We start from the raw sequence: 24754 nt of genomic DNA, 5'->3' as shown, positions 1-24754 counted from the left end.
CGTTCTTCGCAAAAACAGGATGCCGACAGTGGTTGGCAGCGGAGGAAGTGCACATGGCTACGCTCATCGGTACTGTCAGTAAGGTCATTGGTCAGGTGTTCGCGCAGGCGAGCGATGGCACCCGACGCGCGCTGATCGAAGGGGACCGGTTGTTCGCCGGCGATCAACTGGTCACCGGGGCCGAAGGCGCGGTGGCGGTTCATCTGCACAATGGCCAGGAACTGACACTTGGGCGTGGCAGCAGTATGGAGATGACGCCTCAGCTCCTCGCCAATCAGCCGTCCCCTGTAAAGACCCCTGAACCGGTGACGCCGACCCACGCGCAATTGAGCGATGTCGAGCGCCTGCAAAAAGCGATCGCCGCTGGCGACGACCCGACCCAGACGGCTGAAGCCACGGCGGCCGGACCGGGTTCGACCGGCGCACCCGGTGCACTGGGCGGCGGCCACTCGTTCGTCATGCTTGAAGAGGTGGGCGGGCGGGTCGATCCGACGATTGGTTTTCCTACTGCGGGCTTCAACGGTATTCCCGAGTTTCCCCTGGCACGGCGGGAGGGAGATCCGGACAACGGAGATAACGGCGACGTCGGCGCTGGTGCTGGTGGTGCTGGTGGTTCTGGCGGTTCAGGTGGCTCCGGAGGGACAGGAGTTCTTCCCGTAACACCCGTTGTTCCAGATGTGCCGAACAATCCGGTGACCCTCACCGGCCTGTCGGTGGCAGGGGGCGAACTGACCCTCAATGAGGCCAATCTGGCCGATGGTTCGGCCCCCAATCCTGGTGCACTGACCAAGTCCGGCACGTTCAGCGTGTCTGCGCCTGACGGGTTGACCAGCCTGAGCATCGGCGGGCTCAACGTGATCAGCGGTGGCGTTGCCGCAGGCTTGCCGCAATCGATCACCACCCCGTTGGGCAACACCCTGACCGTCACCGGCTACAACCCGGCCACGGGGGTTGTGAGTTACAGCTACACCCTCAACGACAATGAAGACCACCCGGCCGGTGACGGCACCAACTCCCTCAGCGAACACTTCCCCGTGGTGGCCGGCGACAGTAATGGCGATTTCACCACCGGTTCCCTGGACGTCAACATCACCGACGACGTGCCCAAGGCGGTCGATGACAACAATGCCAACAACGCGTCGGAAACCCTGGTGACCCTGGCCGGTAGTGTGCTGCCCAACGACGTTCAAGGCGCTGACCGCATTCCTGCCGGACCCGAGAGCGGGCCAGTGGTTGGCGGCACGTTCAATGGTCAATACGGCACCCTGGTGCTCAACGCCAACGGCACCTACACCTACACCCTCAATACCAGCGACGCCGACTTCAAAGCCTTGCACGCCGGTGGCAGCGGGACCGAAACCTTCACCTACACCCTGACCGATGCCGACGGCGACACCAGCACTGCCAAGCTTGTGCTGAACATCCATAACAACGATGACCCGGTCACGATTGGCGGCCTGAACGTCGAAGGTGGCGAACTCACTGTCTACGAAAAAAACCTCAGCTACGGCACCGACCCTGATACCCAGGCCCTGACCCAGAGCGGCACCTTCACCGTCAACGCACCGGATGGCCTGCAATCCCTGACCGTGAGCGGCGTCGCGGTGGTCAGCGGTGGAGTGGCGGCAGGTTTCCCTCTATCGGCCACTACCTGGACGGGTGCCACCTTCACCATCACCGGTTACGACCCGGCCACAGGCGTGGTGAGCTACAGCTACACCCTGAATTACGACAGCGACCACCCCAATGCCAACGGCGCCAACAGCCTCTACGAGAACTTCGACGTCGTCGCCACCGATATCGACGGCAGCACGGCGACCGGGCAAATCAACATCAACATCGTCGATGACCTGCCGACCGCCAACCCCGATGCGGTCTCGGTCGCAGAGGGCGGCATCATCAGCGGCAGCGTATTGGGGAACGATGTCACCGGTGCCGATGGTCCCGCAGCAGGGGGCGCGGTGGTTGGCGTGCGTGCCGGTTCAGACACCTCGACTCCGGTCATCGGCGGCCTCAACAGCCAGATCAACGGCACCTACGGTTATCTGACGCTGGACGCCAACGGCAACGCCGTCTACCACAGCAACCCCAACGCCGTCAGCGGCCCTGGCGCGACCGACGTGTTCACCTACACCATCCGCGATGCCGACGGTGATGAAAGCACCACCACCGTCACCATCGACGTACACAACAGCAGCATCAGAGCGGTCAGCGACAGCGACGTGACCGTCTACGAAAAAGCCCTCGACCTGAACAAGGATGGCCAGGACCTGGCGCCCGGCACCGTTACCGGCAGCCTGCCGGGCAATACCGGCGAAACCGCCAGTGGCACGCTGGTGGGTTCAGTCAGCGGCGCGGTCGGTGCGATCACCTACAGCCTGGTCGGCAGCGCCACCGGCACCTTCGGGCAAATCCTGCTCAATCCTGATGGCTCCTACACCTACACGCTGACCTCGGCCCCCAGCACCACGCCGAACGCCAACGATGGGCCGAACACCGTCAGCGAAAGTTTCACCTACAAAGCCACTGACGCCCTGGGCAACAGCACCACCAGCACCATCGTGGTCAAGATCGTCGATGACCTGCCGATTGCCCATGCCGACGAGGCTTCGGTCGCCGAAGGCGGCGTCGTCAGCGGCAACGTGTTGTGGAACGACATCGGCGGCGCCGATGGCCTCGCTGTCGGTGGCGCGGTGGTCGGCGTACGCGCCGGTTCCGACACCTCGAGCCCGGCCGTGGGTGGTCTCAACACTCAGATCAACGGCACTTACGGTTACCTGACGCTGGACGCCAACGGCAACGCCGTCTACCACAGCAACCCCAACGCCGTCAGCGGCCCTGGCGCGACCGACGTGTTCACTTACACCATCCGCGATGCCGACGGTGACCAAAGCACCACTACCATCACCATCGACGTGCTCAACAGCTGCATCACGGCGGTCAGCGACAACGACGTGACCGTCTACGAAAAAGCCCTCGACCTGAACAAGGACGGCCAGGACCTGGCGCCCGGTACCGCTACCGGCAGCCTGCCGGGCAATACCGGCGAAACCGCCAGTGGCACGCTGGTCGGTTCGGTCAGCGGCGCGGTTGGTGCGATCACCTATACCCTGGTCGGCAGCGCCACCGGCACCTTCGGGCAAATCCTGCTCAATCCCGACGGCTCCTACACCTACACGCTGACCTCGGCCCCCAGCACCACGCCGAGCGCCAACGACGGGCCGAACATCGTCAGCGAAAGTTTCACCTACAAAGCCACTGACGCCCTGGGCAACAGCACCACCAGCACCATCGTGGTCAAGATCGTCGATGACCTGCCGACAGCCAACCCCGACGCGGCCTCGGTCGTGGAGGGCGGCATCATCAGCGGCAACGTGTTGGTAAACGATGTCACTGGCGCCGATGGCCCCGCAGCGGGGGGCGCGGTGGTTGGCGTACGCGCCGGTTCCGACACCTCGACCCCGGCCGTGGGCGGCCTCAACACTCAGATCAACGGCACCTACGGTTACCTGACGCTGGAAGCCAACGGCAACGCGGTTTATCACAGCAACCCCAACGCCGTCAGCGGCCCCGGCGCGACCGACACGTTCACCTACACCATCCGAGATGCCGACGGTGACCAGAGCACCACCACCATCACCATCGACGTGTTTAACAGCGGCATCACGGCGGTCAGTGACAGCGACGTGACCGTCTACGAAAAAGCCCTCGATCTGAACAAGGACGGTCAGGATCTGGCGCCCGGTACCGTCACCGGAAGTCAGCCGGGCCTCACGGCTGAAACCGCCAGTGGCACCCTGGCCGGTTCGGTCAGTGGCGCGGTCGGCGCGATCACCTACACCCTGGTCGGCAGCGCCATCGGCACCTATGGGCAAATCCTGCTCAATCCCGATGGCTCCTACACCTACACGCTGACCTCGGCGCCCAGCACCACTCCGCACGCCGACGATGGCGAGAACACCGTCAGCGAGAGCTTCACCTACAAAGCCACCGATTCCCTGGGGCACTCCACCACCAGCACCATCGTGGTCAAGATCGTCGATGACCTGCCGACCGCCAACCCCGACGCCGCCTCGGTCGTGGAGGGCGGTATCGTCAGCGGCAATGTGCTGGCGAACGACTTCAGCGATGCCGATGGCATTGGGGTGGTCGGTGTGCGTGCCGGTTCAGACACCTCGACCTCGGCCATCGGCGGCCTGAACAGCCAGATCAACGGCACCTACGGTTACCTGACGCTGGATGCGGCGGGCAACGCGGTTTACCACAGCAACCCGGACGCCGTGAACGGTCCCGGTGCGACCGACGTGTTCACCTACACCTTGCGCGATGGCGATGGCGACGAGCGGACCACCACCATCACCATCGACGTGAACAATAGCTGCATCATCGACAACGGCGGCGACCAAAACCCAATCATTGCGAACGCGCCACCCGTGGCAGTCGATGACCACATCATCACCAACGTGCTGTCGGGCAACATCGTGGTACCGCAAGCGTTGCTGCTGGCCAATGACACCGATGCGGATAAGGATCCGCTCACCGCATCGCCGACCTCATTCAATACCGGTTGGATTGCCAAAGGCGCTGACTTCACCGGCACCAATCAAAACTTCAGCTTCACCGGCGGTAACGAGCAGGCGGTGACCCTCGCCCGCAGTGCATTCGTCGCCAACACGGCAGCCATGACGGCGGTGCTGGTGGTCAGCGGGGCGCTGGGAGCGGTCAACAACACTTACGATCAGGACCACATCAGCGTCGACCTCAAACAAGGTGAAACCCTCAACCTGAATCACAATCTGCCAGCCGCTCATGTCGCCATGGAGTACTCGATCAACGGCGGCGCATGGATCGCCCTCGCGGACGGGCAAACCCTCACCGCAACGTCGGACAGCACCTACCAGATCCACATCACCAACACCGACAACCCTGGCCCGGGCAACAGCGGGAAGGGCGCGGAAAACTACCAGCTCACGATGACCGTCAACTACGCCGGCGCCCACGACATCGCGCCAGATGCCCACGGCAGCTACACCGCCAACGACAGCCATGGCGGCAGCGACAACGCCGCGGTCACCATCACCTATCAGGACGGCCACACCCTCACCGGCACGGCGGGCGACGATGTACTGGTGGCGGGCGCCGGTAATAACGTGATCAATGCCGGCGACGGCAACGACGTACTCACCGCCGGTTCCGGCAACAACGAAATGCACGGCGACGCCGGCAATGACTTGCTGTACAGCGGTGCCGGCAACGACCTGCTCGACGGCGGCACCGGCGTCGACACCGCGAGCTATGCCCACGCCACGGCCGGGGTTACGGTCAATCTGGGCGTGCTCGGTGCGCAGAACACGGCGGGCGCCGGGACCGACACCCTGACGGCGATCGAAAACCTGACCGGTTCAAATTTCAACGACAGCCTCACCGGCGACAACCACAGCAACATCATCAACGGCGGCTTGGGTAACGACATGCTCAACGGTGGGGACGGCGACGACTTCCTCATCGGCGGCCTGGGCAACAACACCCTCACCGGCGGCAGCGGTGCCGACACTTTCCAGTGGCTCAAAGGCAACAGCGGCCACGACGTGGTCACCGACTTCACGCCGGGCATCGACAAACTCGACCTGTCGCAACTGCTGCAAGGGGAAAACAGCACCGCGGCATCGCTGGATGATTACCTGCACTTCAAAGTCACCGGCAGCGGCGAATCACTGGTCACCAGCATCGACGTCAGCGCCATGGCCGGCGCCGCGCCGAACCAGACCATCGACCTGGCGGGTGTGAACCTGGCCAGCCATTACGGCGTAACGCCGGGGGCGGGTGGGGTGATTGCAGGGGGGCAGGATACGGCGACGATTATCAACGGGATGTTGAATGATCATTCGTTGAAGGTGGATACGGTGTGACTTGAAGGCTGAAACGACAAAACCCGCGATCCCGGTGATAGGGGGTGGCGGGTTTTTTTGTTGTTCCTCTGCGCGACGGCTGCGATCTGATGGACGTGATTGGGTGACGGTTGCGGGCGCAGATGGCGTGATAAACAAAAACGGGCGACCTCAGGGGGGCGCCCGTTTTTTTTGGGTTGGTTGATACCTGCTGCGCCTTCCTGGCATGAAGCGACAGAGCACGATTAATTAATATCGTGATCTGTCCCCGGATTTCGGTCGGGGTTAATGTCCGTTGAGAAGCTGGAACGTGTATGCAAACCGGGAATAGGGCGGTGCGGCAATGGAACGGTCGGTGGTGGTGGTTGGACTGGTAGCCCATGTTTCAAACAGCCCTCCGTAAGGGGGCGTGACATGGGCTGGATAAAAAGTAGTGTAAATGCTGCCGGCTTCACCGATGGGGGCATAAATTTGGGTGAGGTCCTGGAATTGGGAGGGGAAAAGGAAGGGGACGTAGCCAAGACCGCCAGATTCCGGATTGGCGTAGTTCCATGAAACTGCTGCTGGTCCCGAAAGGGGGGTGGGCGAGCGTATGAGGCGACAGACCCGAGAAGCGGATACTGTGTAGGAGAGACTATCACCGTTGCTGTCTGTGACGGTGATAATGGTGGTTCCGTTGCCTCGTGCTCTCACTTTTCCGTCAGTAGCGCCGACCGTTGCCACTGATGGGTTCTGCGATGTATAGCGATAAGGAGGGGTGCCCGCGGTCGCCTGTCGTGTTTCCGTTGTTCCGGGTGCGTCTTTTTCGGTCCAGCCGAAATCTTGAATGAGCTTGATACCGTTGAGTCCCATGTGGGTTGTGGGTATTTGTATTTTTTGCACCACTCTAAAGGTCCGTGCCAGTGATACGGGCAAGCTGCCATAAGTGGCTTTGGCTGTAATGCTGTGCGCAGCCACTGTCAGGCCGGTGAGGGTGTAGTTCCATTCGCCTGTTGAATCAATGGTGACCGTGTCTTTTATTGTTCCGTTGACCAGGATCTGCACCTGCAAGTTAGCGGTGGCTCTACCGGTCAACTTGACCGTGGTGTCGGCCGTGGTGCCGCCCTGCGGGATCTCTACATTCTTGGAGTTCCTCACATAGGTAATAGTGGGCTCAATCAACGCCACCGCTTTGATGGTATAGGTCCGATCCGGAAACACCGTGGCCGTGGCCAGATTGTTGCTCTTGTCCAGCGAGACCTTGAACTTGATCGTCAGCGTGGTGCCGTGTCCGAGTTGCTTGAGATAGCTGTTGGCCAGCGCGTTGGGCCAGAATCCTTGACTGATCCAGGTGGCGTTGACCTGGGACGGGAGGCCGTTCCACCGGGTCAGGTTGTGCGCCGTGCCGTCCGCCTTCTTGCCTTCCAGACTCAGCCAGCACGGCTGGCCCGCTTCGATCAGCGTGTGGAGCAGAGCGTGAATGGTCGCGTTGTTGCTGCCCAGCGCCATCACATCCAGAAAGTTGTTGGCGTCGGCCTCGACGATTTTTGGCGCGATCAGTGCCGTCGCTGGCAGCGTCAGGATGTTCAACGGCAAAGGCAATGAGGGGGCGGGTTTGCCGTTGCGTTCGACGACGTAAGTGACCGTCACCTGTTTACCCAAGCTGTAGGCCAGCACCGAGCGCGGCACGGCGATTTCCAGACCTGCGCTGACCAGCCGCTGCGGGCTGGTGTAGGAGCCCGCCACCGCTGAGCCGGTCGCGCCTTGCCAGACCACGCTCAGCTTGTCGGTGGGCAGCAGCGAGCCTTGCGGCACCAGCACTCGGACTTCCGGCTGGGTCGGGCTGAAGTTGGTGCCGGTCATGCCCTTGACAGTCGGGGCCGGCAGGTCAAGTCGGTCGAGATGAATGTCCAGTCGCTTCTCCGGGGATTTGACCCGGTTGAGCAACTGGTCGACGACAGCAAATTCAGCTACTGCACTCGCGTTGTCACCCGCCTTCTGGAACGTGTCGGTGAACAGTGTGTGGGTGATTGGCGCCGTGCCGTCGGGGACATCGAACTCGACTAGGGTGTCGCCCAACCCAAACTTGATGCGGTCGTGGTTGCGCCGGTTGGCATAGGTGAACCCGAACTCCACCCCTTGCGCCGCGCGTGCGGCGCTGACGCCGTCCTTGAGTACGTCGGCCGGGATTATCAGATTCAGGTTTTCCGCAGGCCGTAGGTGATACAGCACGAGCAGATCCCGAGAGGGTTCCGAGTTCCCGCTGGGACGAGTGACCATGTAATGCAGCCGATTGACGCCCTGTCTCAAATTCCCGTGTGGCAGGCACAGGCGCTGGCGCAGCGTTTCCTCCCCCGGCTTGACGGTCTGGCCTGCTCCTGGGATGAGATCGCCGTTGCAATACAAATCCACGTGATCATCGGCCGCCATGATCCAGGAGCGCTGCTGCAGTTCGGTCCAGGGATCGACCAGGCATACAAGGCCCTGTGCCTGGCCGTAGTAAAGGGCTTTGGAAATACCGCCGTCGGCGATGCCGGCCGGTTTCACCGGCGTGACCCAGCCATGGATGATCATGGGATGCAGCACAAACAATTCGTTCAACACCGCGGACTGGATATCCATTACGTTCTCCTTGGAGGTGGCAAGCCCTGAGTCCTCTCGGGACGCGGGCTCATCACACACCAGGCTGGGAAGGTTGGCTACTGTCAGATCTGACAGGTAGGCGTGACTTCCAGACGAACGGTCGAATTCCTCACATCGGCTCCGGCGGCCCAATCAACGGCAAATCAATGCTGTTGGTTGCCCGGTAAATCCACGCGACTGCTGGCGTCACGGTCAATCTGGGCGTGGTCGGTGCGCAGAACACCCCGGGCGCCGGGACCGACTCTGAGGACGATCGAAAACCTGACCGGCATGTTGAATGATCATTCGTTGAAGGTTGATACGGTGTGATCTGAAATGACAAAACCCGCCATTCCTTTGAAAAAGTGGCGGGTTTTTTATTGGCTTTGGCGAAGGCACTTAAGCATTATTAAGGCGTAGGGAAAAATGGTAAATAAATGCGTCCCCTATTCCCTACCACTTTCTCCAAACACCTGGTTCTGGACTTATCTTGGGTTGCTTCTTTAATTCCCGACTACCCAAACATTGTTGTCCGTGTAATTGCAGATATAGACGCGAGTGCTGTCCGAGCTGAAGGCTACACCTGCAGAGTCGCGGCCGACCGGGATGCGACGGACGCTAAAGGTCGTGGTATCGACTATCACAATGGCCTTGCCGTTAAACCACTCACTGGCACAGAGAGACTTGCCATCCGGACTGAGCGCCAATTGCCACGCGCCAAATCCGATTGGGATGTTGTGAATGACTGCATGGGTACGGGCATCGATCACCACGAGCAGGCTGCCGTCTGTCCTGACGGTATAGATGCGAGTGCCGTCCCGGCTGACCACTATGCCGTGCGGATTCGACCCAACCCCGATGTTGCTGATCACGGAGTAAGTACTTGTATCAATCACCGAGACCGTTCCGCCGTCGATGCCCACCATGCCATTGCCATTCGCGTTGGTGGCATAGACACGACTACCGTCCGGGCTGACGGTAACTTCACTTGCATTGTTCTGAAGCACCAAGGTCTGGAGTGTCTCGAAGCGTGCCGTATCGACTACCGCCAGCCTGCCGTTGGGGAAACCGGTAAAAGGATAAGCGCCACCACAAAGATAGGCACGAGAGCCATCCGGGCTTATCGCAACGCCAAATGGAGCAAAACCCGTGAACGAAATATTGCGAATAATATCGAGGCTGGTGGTATCGACTACGGTCAAAACCTGATTAAGAGAATCAACGCCACCCCGGGTGATATAGACGCGGCTGTTATCCGGACTGACTGCAACACCGAACACATTCCTCCCTAGTGCGATAGAGCCCGTCGCTTTGTGAGTGGCGGTATCAACCACCGTGAGTGCGCCATAGTTAGCGGGATGTGAAGTACTGACGACATAGGCTCGGGTGCCGTCGGGACTAATTGCGATGTTGTAAGGGTAGGGGATTCCCGGGATGGTCCCCGCGGATGTCTGTGGCGTGACGGTCGCAACACCCGTCACGGTCTGGTTTCCATACAAAGCAGTCAAGGAATAAGCGCCGGGCACCCTGTGCCCCTTCACCCCGTTTACAGTGATCTTTCCATCTTTGTCGGTGACGAAGCGGCGGCTGCCACCGGCGTTGTCGCTGAAAGTAAAATCTTTTGGCAAGGACAGTTCGACGGCTTCGTCAGGTAGATCCACGCCATTCTTCGCCAGCGCCAGCCTGACGGTAAACCGGCCTGCCGGGGCGAGCGTGTAGGGGGCATTATCAAAGGTCAGGGTCACTACCGGGGCTGAAATCCTGAGCCGCAACTCTGGTGAGGGCGTCAGCGATCCTTTGCGGATCAGAACCCAGCGCAGTCTGAGGTTTCTGCCCTGATGTGCCTTGAGCAACTCGGGGCTTAGCGTGAAGTTGGCGCGCCTGTTCTGGTTCAACTTGACCGTCGCAAACCCCGGTGTGCCTGGAAGTGCATTGAGCGCCTCCAACCGCGCTTCGTCGCCCTCTTGAGCGGTCAGGTGTTCGACTCGCACCTTCACCCCTTCCGGATAAAGAGACGATTCAATCGGGTTCTTGGCCGGAGCCACCAGAAACGGTGCCTTCAGCTCAATCTGTGTATTGCCTGTCACCATGACGGGGGTTGAGTAAGAGCGTCCCAGTTCCCGGCCATCTCTCAATTGCTTGTAGTACACCCATATCTGCCAACCACTTGCGGCGGCAAAGTAACTATTGTCCAGTGACAACTCGGGAAAGTCCGGGACAATTTTCACCTCCTTTGTCGTCACAAAAGTTACGTCCTTGCCCTCCGCGTTCCGGTAGGTGCAGGTCAGTTCCAGTGTGTCGCCTGTGGCCCATGGCGTGCGCACATGTACCTTGGCGATCACCGGTTGACCATTGAGTTCACCCAGGTCGATGGTTTCAGGCCCGTGCTGTGGGCTGAGGATGGGTTTGTCGAACCAGTTGCCTTTGAGGTTCACCCACAGCGGGATACTCTCCGAATACGGTTCTGGGGCAGGACCGTTACCGATCCAGTCCTTGACCGTATAGGAGAAGCGAACTGCCGTCCCTTCGCCAGCGGCAACAAGAGCGGCATGATTTACCAGAATCGGTAGCGGATTCTGGTGAGAAGTTTGCTCAGCTTCTTCGACGCTCACATTGTGTTTGATGACATGGCCGTTGCAATTGAACAGGACCATGTCGAACGCTCTAATCATCGGGTAAAACACGTAAAACCAGACCCCGCGCTGCGCCAGTTCCGGCCCTACGCCGTACTTGGCGGCGTCCTCGACCTGGATCTGTAATTGTGAATTCACACCATCGCCTGGCTGGTCGTCCCGCCCTCCCGGGCCTTCTCGGTGAAACCATGCCGACAGGTCGTCAGAGGTGCCGATATTTTGCGAACCGTTGGTGACGGTGTAGTGGATGAGGTTCTGGCCATCGCGCAAATAGTCCGTCGGGATTTGGAGGTTTGCGGTTTTGTTTTCATCTCCGGGGTTCAGGTAGGTGTGGAAGTCGACCTTCAGCTTGTTTACGTACAAAGTGATGGTTTGGCCCTGCTGGCTACCGGGAAAAGGGTCCACGACAGCGACGTATCCGGAGTCCGTCTTTGCAAGAATCGGGATGCCGCACTGCGCGTTGATCCCTCCGGGCACGGTGATTTCCATGCCCTCAATCCTGACCAGATCCAACTTGAGAATCTCTACAGCTGTCATGACCTCACTCCCTGCCCGAGGCGCCCACGAGTTAGACGCAGGGCGGCGATGAGCGTCATGACACCTGATGTTGGGTGATTTGCCTACTGTCATATCTGACAGGTACATGATGGTTTAAGACGAACGGTCGAACCGCTCACATCGGCTCCGGCGGCCCAATCAACCGCCCCATCACCCCAAACAACCCCAACTCCCGGATCACCTCCAGCTCCCCCTTGGTCTCGACCATCTCCGCAATCAACGGCAAATCAATGCTGTTGGTCGCCCGGAAAATCGCCTCGATAAACAGCCGTTTATCACTCTGCTCATCAATGTGACGGATGTACGCGCCATCAATTTTCAAGTAAGCCAGACCCAGTTGAGCCAGGTTGCCGATCTGGCCGAAGCTGCCGCCGAAATGCTGCAGACCGATGCGGTAACCGGTGTTGAGCAGGCTGTGGCTCAGGCGTTGCAGTTCTTCCTGAGGTGGCAGTTGGCGTTCGTCGACTTCCAGAATCAGCAGGGGGGCAAGTTCGGGCAGCGATTCGAGCATGTCGAGGATGTGTTGCAACTGTGCGGGATCGCGCAGGGTGCTGCCGGACAGGCTTAACGCCAGGGGCCAACGATTGACGATGAGGTAGTCGAGGGTGGCTTCGAGCATGGCCAGGTCGAATCGGGCCGACCAGCCGAGTCGCTCGATCCACGGCAGGAAATGCCCGGCGGCAATGGCCTCGCCCTGCGGGTCGAGCAGGCGGGCGAGCACTTTGTGATGCAGCACCTGGCTGGTGTCGGCGCATTGCACCACAGGCTGGAAATACAGTTGCATCTTGCCTTGGTTCAGGGCGTCGTCGATCCAGGTTTGCCAGTCGTTTTGGGACGGATTCGGCGCGGTGACGGAATCGGCCAAGTGGACCCACGGGCGCTCGGGATGTTGCCGGGCTTCGGTCAACGCCTGGTCCAGTCGCGTCAGCACGTCACTGGCGGGCTCGCCGGGGTGGTAAGGGGCGATCCCCAAGTGCGCCACCGGCATGGCGTCGCTGGCGCCAGTCAGGCGCAGGTTTTCCAGGGTGGCGCTGACTTCGCTGGCCAGGCGTGCAGCATCGACGCTGTCCAGCCCGGGCGTCAGCAAGCTGAACTCACCGCCGCGATTGCGCGCTGCAAGCCAGGTGCGACGTTCCGGTGGCTCAGTCAGGCGCTTGAGCAATTCGCCGACGGCGCTGATCAGCGCATCGGTGCGCTGGCCGCCCAAGCGCTGGTTGAGACCGGCCAGGTCGTTGATCCGCAGCATCAGCAAATGACCATCGCTGCTCTGCTCGGACACCAGCAATTCGTCGGCCAGCTCTTCATCCAGCAAGCGCCGATTGGCCAGGCCCGTAAGGCTGTCCTGATAGGACTCGACCCGCAGCTTTTCACTGCGTGCGACCTCTTCGGCGAACAGCGCCTTGAGCTTCTCGACCATCTGGTTCATGGCCAATACCACGCGTTTCAACTCCGGTGTGCGCGGCAGTTTCGGCAGACTGATGAACTCGCGTTTGCTGATGGCTTCGGCCTGCCTGACCATGGTATCGAGTGGCCGAAATTGTCGGCGCAGCAACCAGCCACCAAACACGGCACTGAGCAGGCCGCACACCAGCAACCAGATCAGGCTGCCGAGGGTGCTGTCCCAGAGTTTGGCCAGGGCGAACTGCGGATTGCTCAGCACTTCGACCCGTGCCGCCTGGACCCAGCCGCGCATGATCAGCGCTTCGCCACCGGGTGGGTGCAGGTCGACCAGGTTCACAAACCAGGCGGGAACGCCTTCGATTTGCCCCGGCACAGTGCGCTCTACCAGTACCTGAGAATTCTCGATGTTGATGATTCGAATACTGCTGAAATAACCGCTGTCGAAAATCGAGCTGACCATTAATTCGATCATCGCCGGGTCATCGATCTGCGCCGTCAACGACAAACCCAACGCGGTGGCGGCGTCCTGAGCGTGGGAGCGCAACTGGCCGATCATCTGCTCGCGAGAGCTTTCCAGGCTGACAAAAAAACTGCCGCTGAACGCCACCAGCAAGAACAGGCAGATGGCGAGAAACAACTGTTTACGCAGTGACATGAATCGCTCCTTGCTCAGGTGGCTAGCCGTCGCCCACGGCGAACCCTTCGGCCTGCATCTTTTTCAGTACGTCCTGCCAGCGCGACAGTTTTTTCGAGTCGCTGCTGCGTTTGCCGCCATTGGCTCCCGGCAAGTACAGGCCTTCTGCGTTGAAGGCGTACACCGGCAGCAAGTCTTTGCGTTGGGAAGCGGGGCGGACATCGCCGATCAAGTTATCCAGCACCAGCGGATCGGCCGTGGGGCTGTTGTAGAACGTCAGCACCATGTGTGCCTGGTTCTGGGACAGGGCTTTGACGTAGGTGATGCGCAGCTTTTCGCTGGGAATTCCCAGGTGGCGCAGGCTGAAATATTTCGCCAGTGCGTAGTCCTCGCAATCAGCGGCACCTTTGATCAGGGATTCGACGGGCGTAGCCCAGTAATCGGTCTGATGCCAGATGCGGATGTCGTCCAGAAAGCTCAGTTGCTGATTGAAGAAGCGATTGACCGCGTTCAACTGCTCGCGCTCGGAGCCGTTGGCTTCGCTACTGAGCATTTGACTCCAGGCCTCGATCCTTCCGCGTCCCGGGCCGAGGGTGCCGTAGCGATCTTCGGCGGTTTGCAGAATCTGCGTAAAACTCCAGTTGGCCCCGACACTGACCAGGCTGGTCGACAGGAAAGTGATCAGCAACAGCCATCCGCCGAGCCGAAGTCGGAGCGTTGACCATCCTGGGCTACGCGGACTGCGGGACATGTCTGGCCGCTCGGGTGCAGATGTCTGAAGTCTAGGCGGTGTTTTTTGAAAGGTAGGGTTGATCGTCGGGTCAGTTCGCGGACTGATCGTTCCCACGCTCCGCGTGGGAATGCATCCAGTGACGCTCTGCGTCACAGCGTCGAAGGGACGCGGAGCGTCCCGGGCGGCATTCCCACGCGGAGCGTAGGAACGATCAGGGCTCAGGGTTTGCGCAGGGTTTTCTGTTTGAGGATGTAAAGGGTCACCAGCACGGCGCTGGTCAGCATGAACCCACGCGCCCACGGCAGTGGCACCAGATAGCAGGAAAGCAGGATGCTCGCCCACATCAGGCCGATGGCGTAGACCTTGCCTTTGAGCGGGATGCCGTTGCCGCTCAGGTAATCGCGAACCCACGGCCCAAGCCGCGGATGTTCAATCAGCCAATGATAAAAGCGCGGCGAACTGCGGGCGAAGCAGGCCGCCGCCAACAGCAGGAAGGGCGTGGTGGGCAATACCGGCAGGAAAATCCCGATCACCCCCAGCGCTACGCTTAGCCAGCCGATGGCCAGCAGCACGTAACGCAACATCAGGGAGCGGTTGCCTATGGGGTTGTCCATAGGCAAAACCTTAGTGGTGACGAGGCTTGAGGATCGCCGGTTTTTCGTCTGGCGCCTGGCACAGCAGGTACAGCGCGGTCAGGGCTTCCGGGATCTGTACGATCATGTCGTCCATCAGGTTGGCGTCTTTGGCGATATCTTCGAACTCTGGCTGTTCGTCGAACAGGCCCGAGCCGACCATGATCGGCAGCAGCATTTCGCTGACTTCATCTTCGGCGGTTTCGAACCAGGCGGCTTCGCGCAGGAACACGCCTTCCATGAAACCGATACACCAGCCGCGCAGGTCGGAATCATCCGGCTCTTCGCCCAGGTCCAGGTCGCAGGGCAGCTCGAACTCTTCATCGGACGCCAGTTGGCGAGCGATGTGAGCCTTGAGGGCCAGCAGGGTGGATTCGATCGCTTCACGCTCGGTGTCGTCGGCGTAATGCGGCTCTTCGGCGAAGAGGGCGTCGATCCATTCACGGTCGGGAACGGGTTCGGAACAGATCGACAGCGCAGTGAGGTAGCCGTGGGCGGCCACGTAGTCCAGCGCCTCGTCATGCAGTTCGTCGGCGTCGAGGAAGACTTGCAGGCGGGTTAGTTGCTCAGCGAAGGACATTAAAGGGCTACCTTGGGAATTTAAACAGATGCGGGAATTCTAGGCCTTCTTGAGCGCTTGGGCCAGCCGCGCGGCATTTTTGCACCCATGCAGGAGTATGGAATGCCGCAATCCCTGTGGGAGCGAGCCTGCTCGCGATGGCGGCAACCCAATCAACATTGATATTGAATGTAACGCCGCCATCATCGCGAGCAGGCTCACTCCCACAGGTTGCACGCGGTGTTCGTCCTTGTGTGTCCTATCAGCGGCACCCTTTGCCGGACATCGCTCGGGTATACTCCCGCGTTTTGTGATGCCCTGCCGGCGTCGTGGCTGAAATGTGAAGCGTCATGCAATGCGCACTTACGATTTGTCGGTGCAGCCTTGGTGGTTCTGAACCAGCCTTGCAGGGATGTTTTTGTGATTTTTGGAGTTTCTATGCTCGAACAGGCTCAACGCGTCCTCAAGGACATCTTCGGCTACGACAGTTTCCGTGGCCGTCAGGGTGCAATCATTGAGCGCGTGGCCAGTGGCGGCGACGCCCTGGTGCTGATGCCTACCGGTGGCGGCAAGTCCTTGTGCTTTCAGGTGCCGGCGCTGTTGCGCGAAGGCCTGGCGGTGGTGGTGTCGCCGCTGATCGCCCTGATGGACGACCAGGTCGCCACCCTCGAAGAGCTGGGCGTCGCGGCGGCGGCATTGAACTCCACGCTCAGCGCTGAACAGCAGCGCGACCTGGCGGCACGGATCAAGCGCGGTGAAGTGAAAATGCTTTATCTCGCGCCCGAGCGTCTGGTTCAGCCACGGATGCTGGCGTTCCTGCAAAGTCTTGAAATTTCCCTGTTCGCCATCGACGAAGCCCACTGCGTGTCCCAATGGGGTCACGACTTTCGCCGCGAATACTTGCAACTGGGCCAGTTGGCGGAATTGTTCCCCAACGTCCCGCGTATCGCCCTGACCGCGACAGCCGACAAGCGAACCCGGGAAGAAATCGTCGACCGCCTTCATCTTCAGGATGCCGAGCGTTTCCTGTCGAGTTTCGACCGCCCCAACATCTTCTATCGCATCGTGCCCAAGGAGCAGCCGCGCAAGCAGTTGCTGGCGTTCCTCGCCGAGCGGCGCAGCGATGCCGGAATCGTCTATTGCCTGTCGCGCAAAAAGGTTGATGAGGTAGCGGTGTTCCTCAGCGAGCAAGGTTTCCCGGCGCTGCCTTACCATGCCGGTCTGCCTAATGACACGCGGGCCCATCACCAGAAGCGCTTCCTCAATGAGGAAGGCCTGATCATGGTGGCCACTGTGGCGTTCGGCATGGGCATCGACAAGCCCAACGTGCGCTTTGTCGCTCACCTCGATTTGCCAAAATCCCTAGAGGCCTACTACCAGGAAACCGGTCGCGGCGGCCGTGACGGTCTGCCGGCGGATGCCTGGATGGCCTACGGCCTGCAAGACGTGGTGATGCTCAAGCAGATGTTGCAGAACTCCGAAGGTGACGAGCGCCACAAGCGTCTGGAGCAGCACAAGCTCGACGCCATGCTCTCGCTCTGCGAAGAAACCCGCTGCCGTCGCCAGACGTTGCTGGCCTATTTTGACGAAGACATGCCCGAACCCTGCGGCCATTGCGACAACTGCGTCGATGGCGTGCAGACCTGGGACGCCACCGAGCCGGCCCGTCAGGCGCTGTCGGCGATCTACCGCACCGGCCAGCGCTATGGCGTCGGCCATCTGGTTGACGTGTTGCTGGGCAAGGACAATGAAAAAATTCGCAGCTTCGGTCATCAGCATTTGTCGGTATACGGTGTAGGCAAAGCGATGGGGGAGAGCGAATGGCGCTCCTTGTTCCGACAACTTGTTGCCCGTGGTCTGGCGGACATCGACCTGGAAGGCTACGGCGGCCTGCGCCTGAGCGACAGCTGTCGACCGCTGCTCAAGGGCGAAGTGACCCTGGAGCTGCGTCGCGACCTGAAGCCGCAAACCACGGCCAAAAGCAGCAAGAGCCAGGCGAGCCAACTGGTTCGCGGCGAAGAGCGCGAACAGTGGGAAGCCTTGCGCGCCCTGCGTCGAAAACTCGCCGAAGAGCATGGCGTGCCGCCGTACGTCATCTTCCCCGACTCGACACTGTTGGAAATGCTCCGCAGCCAACCGACCTCGCTGGCGGAAATGGCCACGGTCAGCGGCGTTGGCGCGCGCAAGCTGGAGCGCTACGGCGAGGCCTTCCTCGAAGTGCTCGGCGGGCAAGTCGAGGCACCGAAAGTGGTGGCCGACCTGCGCCACGAACTGATCACCCTGGCCCGAGCCGGTATGACCCCGTTGCAGATCGCCGGTCAGCTGCAATGCTCGGAAAAGAACGTCTACACCCTGCTCGCCGAAGCGATTGGCAAGCAGCAGTTGTCGCTGGAGCAAGCGCTGGATCTGCCTGAAGAGTTGATGGGCGAAATCCAGGATGCGTTCCTCGACGGCGAAGGCGAATTGCCGCCTGTGTCGGAGATTGCTGCACTGTTCGCCGGGAGAGTACCGGAAGGCGTTTTGTACTGTGTTCGGGCGGCGCTGCAATCCGAATTCGAGATTTAGGTGATCTGCCACATAGATGTAACGATTCAGTACAGGGCAAGCCTTGCCTATGGCCAAGGGGCATGCTTAGCTGACTAATAATTAGTTTTTCTTTATTTCAGTCTAATCATGAGTGTTTTATGCCGTTAACCGAACAACACCGCTTTGGCATGCAACTGGCCCAGATGTCGCGTGGCTGGCGTGCCGAACTGGACCGCCGCCTGGCTGGCCTGGGTCTGTCCCAGGCGCGCTGGCTGGTGCTGCTGCACCTGGCGCGTTTTGATGATGCGCCAACCCAACGTGAACTGGCGCAGAGCGTCGGGGTAGAAGGGCCGACCCTGGCTCGTCTGCTCGACAGCCTCGAAAGCCAGGGGCTGGTGCAACGTCAATCGGTGCTGGAAGACCGTCGGGCAAAAAAAATCGTCCTCTGTGCCCCGGCTCTTCCCTTGATCGAACAAATTGAAACCATTGCCACCCAACTGCGCCACGAATTGTTCGATGGCGTCGATGAGGCAGACTTGAAGGTCTGCATGCGGGTCCACGGGCACATTCTGGCCAACCTGGAAAAATCTTGAGGCATAAACGCCCCCAGGACTTTTGAGATACCCCGTTGGGCAGACTATAAAGAACTACTTGGCAATATCGTGTTCGTACCGGATGTGCGAACGCGTACAAGATGGTTCTGGTTATCTAAGGGATGCTCATGCTCGATAGTTGGCACGTGGCTTTACGGTGTTGCGCCAGGCTGTTTCTGGTCGGTGGCGCTGTCACTTACTCGGCATTGGCGCCCGCGTTGGGCTTGGGTGAAATCACCCTGCATTCGGCGTTGAATCAGCCGTTGCGCGCCGACATCGCACTGGAAGATGCCGCAGGTCTGGAGGAGGGGGAGCTTTCGGTCAGCCTGGCGACAGCGGATGAATTCAGTCGCGCCGGCATCGATCGGGTGTTCTTCCTCAATAATCTGAAATTCACGCCGATCCTGCGCGGCAACCGCAGCCTGATCCGGGTGAGCTCCAGCAAACCGGTCAATGAGCCTTTCCTGAATTTCCTGGTGCAGCTCAATCAACCCAATGGGCGGGTGCTGCGCGAATACACCGTGCTGATCGATCCGCCGGGTACGCCGGGGATTGTCCCCGTGACTGACGAACCGGTTACCGACGTTCAGTCCTCCGGATTCCCGACAGTTGCGCCGGCCGCTGAGAAGCCACCTGCGACGAAAAGCAAAAAATCGCCACCCCCTCCTGCCGCCGCGCCGGTGAGTGATCCCGTCGCCGAACAACTGGCCGCCAGCGTGCTGCAAAATCAGCAGCTGCAAGCAAGCATCGATGAACTGACTGCGAAGCTTCAGGCCCAGGAAGAGCTGGTCGCCGGTCAGAAAAAGCAGGTGACGGAACTGCAAACCCAATTGGCGGAAATCACGACCGCAGCGGCGGAGCCAGTTGCTCCCGCCGTTGTGGCTCCCGCGCCGGCCATTGTTGAAGAGCCTGAGGCGACTAACTGGGGGCTGATTGTCGGGTTGCTGGCGGTGGTGGTTCTGGTGTTGCTGGGGTTGTTCGTTCGGCGTCAACGACAACAGGTTCAGGCATTGCCTGACGCCCTGCCTGTTTTACCGTCACGGCATGAACCGGTACTTGATCGAACTGCAGAACCGGTTGCCCAATCGTCAACGGTGCAACCGGCAACTGAATCGGGCGAAGAGTCGCCCGCAGGCGATGTGCTTGAAGGGGTCGAAATCTACCTGGCCTATGGCCGTTTTTCCGAAGCAGCCGGTTTGTTGCGTGAGGCGCTGATCAAGGAGCCGCAACGCACGGACCTTGCCGTTCAGCTGTTGGAAGTCTTGGGTAAACAGGGTGACGCACCCGCCTATGAAGCACAGGAAAACAACCTGCGTGACGCCGGATACGACCTGCAAGAACTTCAGACTATTCGCGCCCGACACCCGAAATTGAGCAGTGCGGCACCGTTGGCCGTTGCAGCGTCAATGACTCCCCCCAAGGCTGCGATTGCCGAAGCGGCGCCCAACGATGAGTTCCAGTTGAACCTGGATGACCTGTCAATGGATTCGAGCTGGGACCTGATCAGCCCTTTTGAGCACTCGCCGTCCGCCGCGAAACCATCGAGCGAATCCGCCCCGGTCGAGCCGCCTTTTGTCTCGAACCTGCACGTCTTGCCCGAGGTGTTTGAAATGCCCGACGAGCCGATACTGGACGAGCCCGAACTTGAATGGGTCGCCGAGCCTGACTCGCAGTCTCTGGATGACGCCTTTCTCAACGAGTTCAGCGATCCCGGCCAGTCGCTGGAACTGGAACCTCTGAATCTGGAGCCGGCTGAACCGAGCAGCGCCGACAAACTCGAACAAGCCCAGACCTGCATTGATGACGGCGATGTGAACAGCGCCATCGAACTGCTCAACGAGTTGCTCGAGGAAGGCAACGAGCCGCTTAAGCAGACAGCCCGGAACCTGCTCGCCGGGCTATCATAGCGGCGCCCTCTGGCTCAGGAGTTTCGCCGATCATGACTGCACGCAAACCGGAAATCATCATCACCTATTGCACGCAATGCCAGTGGCTGTTGCGTGCTGCCTGGCTGGCCCAGGAACTGCTCAGCACGTTTGGCGACGACCTCGGCAAAGTGTCGCTGGTGCCCGGCACCGGTGGGGTGTTTCACATTTTCTGTGACGACGTGCAGATCTGGGAGCGCAAGGCTGACGGCGGTTTCCCGGAAGCCAAAGTGCTGAAGCAGCGGGTCCGCGATCAAATTGATCCGGTCCGCGACCTGGGGCACAACGATCGCACTCAGTGAGAAGCGACTTCTGCCGCAACAGTCTTCTTGCTTGACGCGCCCGAGAAGCGGCTGGAGACCACGATCGCCACGATGATCAATGCGCCACCGATCAACATGCGTAGCGTCGGATTTTCATCAAACAGCAGCCAGGCCATGGTGATGCCGTAAACCGGCTCCAGGGCGAAAACCACGGCGGCGGTCCGCGCCTTGATCACTGCCAGACTGGCGACGAAAAGACTGTGAGCGACGCCAGTGCAGAACACCCCGAGCAAACCGATCCACAACCAGTCGATGGTGCGCACTTCGCTTAACTGCGGTGCCGCCAACGGCAACAGGCACAACGCGACCACCACGTTCTGACACAACGCAGCCTGCACCGCCGGGATTCGCCCGGAGCTGGCGCGGTTGGTCAGCGATAGCAGAGAGAACAGCAAACCTGAGCCCACCGCCCACAGCAGACCCATTGTGGCGCCGCTGGCCAGATCGAAATCAGGGGTGACCAATACCAGCCCGATACTGACCAGCACCACCAGCAGGATTTCGTTGGCGCGAATTCGCTCGCGGAAGATCAGTCCTTCAAGGATTACGGTAAACGCCGGGAAGCTGGCGAACCCCAAGGTCGCGATCGCCACGCCTGCGACTTTTACCGCAATGAAAAAACTTACCCAATGCCCGGCCAGCAGTAAGCCGCTGAGCAACAGTCGGCGCCAGTCCACTGCCTCGAGTTTCTGCCAGCGAGTCGCACTGGCGAATCGTGCAAAAACGGCTAATGCCAGCACGGCGAACGCGGCACGCCCGAAAACGATGACGGCGGGAGAGGCGGCAGCCAGTTTGCCGAAGACACCGGTCAGGCCGAACATCAATGCGCCAATATGCAAAGCGCCGAGGGCGGTACGGGGAGTCATTGCAATCCTTGAAAAACGTATAAAACCAGGCCCTACATTGAACCGCGCAACGTCCCGTTGTGTCTGTCGCCAGACTCGCGTCCTTTGTCGCCAACCTCGCGCCGCAATTTTCCAGGCGATGCCCCAAACTCCCGCAACACCGCCGCCGCGAAGGCGCTCTGGGAACTGTAACCGACCCGACTGGCAATCTCGCCGATCGGCAGCGCCGAATCCCGCAACAAGCCCACGGCCATGTGCAAACGTCGACTGCGGATGTAATCCATCGGCGTCTGCCCGCATTCCGTAACGAACCGTGCATGCAGGCGAGCGCTGGACAGACCGGCGATACGCGCCAGGTCGGCGACTTGAAGTGGGTAGGCTGCGTACTGATCGATGTGCGCATTCAGCGCCGCATAAGGCAGTCGCCGACCGCCGATGATCTCTGGCCTGGCGTTGTTGAGGCTGGCCAGCAACAACACCGCGCCTTGTTGCGCGATCAGTGGATCGTTGACCTGACTGCCCGCCAACCAACTGACCAATTGGCTTTGCCCTGCATCCAGCGGCAAGCGACCGGTGTGGTCGAGCAAGCGACGGCTGGCCTCGGCGTGATCACCCAGGGACTGAACAACCCATTGGTCATTGGGCACATCCAGCACCAGGCAACGGCTGCCATTGGCACTACCGCAGGCGTGATGGAAACCGGACGGCACTACCACGAAACTCTGCTGGACCACTTGACTGCCACGTCCGTCGACCTCGAAATCCAGCGCACCCGACAACCCGAACACCAGTTGCGCGTGGTCGTGACTGTGGACGATCAGGTCGTGGGTGTATTGGCGAAGCGTGAGGATCGGTCTCATCGCGGGTCTCTTGGTCAAGGTGCGGCCAGTCTACACCGGCCGGGTGCTGTCACAGGACTGACTCGCCACTGTCATAGGCAGTTAACCCGTGCGGCGCAAGCTTGCAAAAACTATCCAGAGGGTTGCCCATGACCAGCGCCGAGCTCGCCAAACCCAGTCGTAAGCAACGTGTGCGAACCTTGTGGATTTCCGATGTGCATCTGGGCACCCGGGATTGCCAGGCCGAACACCTGTCGCAGTTTCTCAAGGGCTATCACGCGGACAAGATCTACCTGGTCGGCGACATCATCGATGGCTGGAAGCTGCGCGGCGGCATGTACTGGCCTCAGGCGCATACGAATGTGATCCGCCGCTTGCTGACCATGAGCAAGCGTGGCACCGAAGTAATCTACGTCACCGGCAACCACGACGAATTCCTGCGCCGCTATTCGAAGCTGATTCTGGGCAATATCCAACTGGTGGATGAAGCCGTGCACGTGACCGCCGATGGTCGCCATCTCCTGGTCATTCATGGCGACCAGTTTGACGTGATCACGAGGTATCACCGCTGGCTGGCCTTTCTCGGCGATTCGGCCTACGAATTCACCCTGACCCTCAACCGCTGGCTCAACCATTGGCGCGCACGCTATGGCTACGGTTACTGGTCGCTGTCGGCGTATCTCAAGCACAAGGTCAAAACCGCGGTCAGCTTCATCAGCGATTTCGAAGAAGCCATCGCTCACGAGTGCGTCAAGCGCGAGTTGCATGGCGTGGTGTGCGGGCACATCCACCATGCCGAGATACGCAAAGTCGGCGCGGTCGATTACCTCAATTGCGGGGATTGGGTGGAGTCTTGCACCGCGCTGATCGAGCATTGGGATGGCTCGATCGAGTTGTATCGACTGGCGGATGCGCAGGCGCGGGAGGCCGAGTTGAAGGCCATCAAAATCGCTGAACCGGCGTAAACCAGAGGTTTAGCCTTTGTGGCGAGGGGGCTTGCCCCCGTTGGGGCGCGAAGCGACCCCAAAACCATTCATCCCGGTTGTATCGGGTAGACCGTATTTGTCGGTTTTTACGACTGCTGCGCAGCCGAACGGGGGCAAGCCCCCTCGCCACAGTTCCCTTACATTCTTCAGGCCGACGAATGTTCTTCCATCGCCGCCTTGTAAATCGAGTGCTTGGGCTGCGCAAACAACCGTTCCATCATCGGTTCAAAGAAGCTCAGCGGCAGCGTGTCATACGCCGGATCAAACGCCGCTGCGTCGTATTTGGCGCAAAACTCAATGGTCGCCTGATACTGCGGATGCCCGCTGAATTGCTCGCGCAGATGCCGATCCATCCCTAGATGATGGAAGAAGTAATACCCCTGGAAAATGCCGTGCTTCTCGACCATCCACAGGTTCTCGGCGCTGACGAACGGCTTGAGGATTGCCGCAGCGATGTCCGGGTGGTTGTAGGAACCCAAGGTGTCGCCGATGTCGTGAAGCAGCGCACAGACCACGTATTCTTCATCGCGGCCATCGCGCCAGGCACGGCTGGCGGTTTGCAGGGAATGGGTCAGACGATCCACTGGGAAGCCGCCGAAATCACCTGCCAGTAATTTCAGGTGCGCCACAATCCGTGTCGGCAATTGCCTCGCATAGGCACTGAAATCTGCGGCGATGATCGCCCAGTCTTCCTGCGTGCCGTCCTGCATGTGGGTGAAACGGGCATTGGCATTCATCGGCTGTCCTCCTGTGGTTCGTTGGGCCTAGAACGGCACGCGACCCAGAATCATGTCCCGGTACATGACGAAATCACCGAGCAGGCTGTAAAACGGATGTTGAAAGGTCGCGGGGCGGTTCTTCTCGAAAAAGAAATGTCCGGCCCAGGCGAAGCTGTAACCCGCCAGCGGAAGGACCCATAACAGCAGCCAGGCGCCACTGCCGATGGTCAGGGCCAGGATGAAAATAACCAGCGTCGTGCCGATAAAGTGCATTCGTCGGCAAGTGCTGTTGCTGTGTTCGCTGAGGTAATACGGGTAGAACTCAGCGAAGCTATTGAAACGCTTAATGTTTTCCACGA

Annotated in this window: 17 protein-coding genes; 6 read left to right on the top strand and 11 right to left on the bottom strand. The window is 60.1% G+C overall.

The features are described from left to right. Window positions 1–53 precede the first annotated feature (53 nt). Window positions 54–5909 (top strand): retention module-containing protein, encoded by a 5856-nt coding sequence (locus ACQ4OB_RS25040; protein WP_430956662.1) that lies wholly within the window; start codon window positions 54–56, stop codon window positions 5907–5909. A gap of 264 nt (window positions 5910–6173) precedes the next feature. Here the strand turns inward: ACQ4OB_RS25040 and ACQ4OB_RS25035 are convergent, their stop codons facing one another. The 7 genes from ACQ4OB_RS25035 to ACQ4OB_RS25005 form a co-directional block, all read right to left on the bottom strand. Further along, window positions 6174–8489, bottom strand: coding sequence for an Ig-like domain-containing protein (locus tag ACQ4OB_RS25035; RefSeq protein WP_430956661.1), 2316 nt, complete (start codon window positions 8487–8489; stop codon window positions 6174–6176). Window positions 8490–8653: 164 nt separating this feature from the next. Next, on the bottom strand, window positions 8654–8782 hold the full coding sequence (locus ACQ4OB_RS25030) for a hypothetical protein (protein WP_256581226.1): 129 nt from the start codon (window positions 8780–8782) through the stop codon (window positions 8654–8656). 210 nt (window positions 8783–8992) lie between these two features. Next, window positions 8993–11659, bottom strand: a complete 2667-nt coding sequence (locus ACQ4OB_RS25025) for a YncE family protein (RefSeq protein WP_430956660.1) — start codon at window positions 11657–11659, stop codon at window positions 8993–8995. Window positions 11660–11795: 136 nt separating this feature from the next. Further along, the gene (gene lapD / locus ACQ4OB_RS25020) at window positions 11796–13736 is read right to left on the bottom strand and encodes a cyclic di-GMP receptor LapD (RefSeq protein ID WP_430956659.1); all 1941 of its coding nucleotides are present in this window, start codon (window positions 13734–13736) and stop codon (window positions 11796–11798) included. Between the two features lie 22 nt (window positions 13737–13758). Beyond that, window positions 13759–14466: a cysteine protease LapG gene (lapG, locus tag ACQ4OB_RS25015; protein ID WP_430956658.1), complete on the bottom strand. Its 708-nt coding sequence runs from the start codon at window positions 14464–14466 to the stop codon at window positions 13759–13761. Window positions 14467–14666: 200 nt separating this feature from the next. After that, window positions 14667–15062 carry a YbaN family protein gene (locus tag ACQ4OB_RS25010; RefSeq protein WP_076030128.1) on the bottom strand — a complete coding sequence of 132 codons (396 nt, stop codon included), beginning with the start codon at window positions 15060–15062 and terminating at the stop codon, window positions 14667–14669. A gap of 10 nt (window positions 15063–15072) precedes the next feature. After that, window positions 15073–15660, bottom strand: a complete 588-nt coding sequence (locus ACQ4OB_RS25005) for a YecA family protein (RefSeq protein WP_074874434.1) — start codon at window positions 15658–15660, stop codon at window positions 15073–15075. A gap of 417 nt (window positions 15661–16077) precedes the next feature. On the opposite strand from ACQ4OB_RS25005, the gene recQ reads away from it, so the two are divergent. From recQ to ACQ4OB_RS24985, 4 genes are all read left to right on the top strand, one after another. Beyond that, entirely contained in the window at window positions 16078–18204 is a 2127-nt protein-coding gene (gene recQ / locus ACQ4OB_RS25000) for a DNA helicase RecQ (RefSeq protein ID WP_102616515.1), read from the top strand. 119 nt (window positions 18205–18323) lie between these two features. Continuing rightward, entirely contained in the window at window positions 18324–18758 is a 435-nt protein-coding gene (locus ACQ4OB_RS24995; RefSeq protein WP_074874439.1) for a MarR family transcriptional regulator, read from the top strand. A 128-nt stretch (window positions 18759–18886) separates the two neighbouring features. Then, complete coding sequence (locus ACQ4OB_RS24990) at window positions 18887–20665, top strand: type IV pilus assembly protein FimV (protein ID WP_430956657.1); 1779 nt, start codon at window positions 18887–18889, stop codon at window positions 20663–20665. A gap of 32 nt (window positions 20666–20697) precedes the next feature. Next, window positions 20698–20985 (top strand): SelT/SelW/SelH family protein, encoded by a 288-nt coding sequence (locus tag ACQ4OB_RS24985; RefSeq protein ID WP_430956656.1) that lies wholly within the window; start codon window positions 20698–20700, stop codon window positions 20983–20985. Here the strand turns inward: ACQ4OB_RS24985 and ACQ4OB_RS24980 are convergent. Continuing rightward, window positions 20979–21872, bottom strand: a complete 894-nt coding sequence (locus ACQ4OB_RS24980) for a DMT family transporter (RefSeq protein WP_430956655.1) — start codon at window positions 21870–21872, stop codon at window positions 20979–20981. The two genes, ACQ4OB_RS24985 and ACQ4OB_RS24980, sit on opposite strands and share 7 nt — an antisense overlap. Before the next feature lie 32 nt (window positions 21873–21904). Continuing rightward, window positions 21905–22711: an AraC family transcriptional regulator gene (locus ACQ4OB_RS24975; protein WP_430956654.1), complete on the bottom strand. Its 807-nt coding sequence runs from the start codon at window positions 22709–22711 to the stop codon at window positions 21905–21907. A gap of 128 nt (window positions 22712–22839) precedes the next feature. Between ACQ4OB_RS24975 and ACQ4OB_RS24970 the strand changes: the two genes are divergently transcribed. Next, window positions 22840–23655, top strand: coding sequence for a UDP-2,3-diacylglucosamine diphosphatase (locus ACQ4OB_RS24970; RefSeq protein ID WP_430956653.1), 816 nt, complete (start codon window positions 22840–22842; stop codon window positions 23653–23655). Between the two features lie 167 nt (window positions 23656–23822). Here ACQ4OB_RS24970 and ACQ4OB_RS24965 read toward each other — a convergent pair whose 3' ends face one another. Continuing rightward, window positions 23823–24413, bottom strand: coding sequence for an HD domain-containing protein (locus ACQ4OB_RS24965; protein ID WP_074874445.1), 591 nt, complete (start codon window positions 24411–24413; stop codon window positions 23823–23825). A 27-nt stretch (window positions 24414–24440) separates the two neighbouring features. Continuing rightward, window positions 24441–24752, bottom strand: a complete 312-nt coding sequence (locus ACQ4OB_RS24960) for a DUF962 domain-containing protein (RefSeq protein ID WP_074874447.1) — start codon at window positions 24750–24752, stop codon at window positions 24441–24443. Window positions 24753–24754 lie beyond the last annotated feature (2 nt).

The sequence above is a fragment of the Pseudomonas sp. ES4 genome (assembly GCF_050586665.1).
In the GTDB taxonomy this organism is placed as follows: domain Bacteria; phylum Pseudomonadota; class Gammaproteobacteria; order Pseudomonadales; family Pseudomonadaceae; genus Aquipseudomonas; species Aquipseudomonas frederiksbergensis.
Note: the sequence above shows the minus strand (reverse complement) of the source record. Positions and strands in the feature narration are given on the sequence as shown.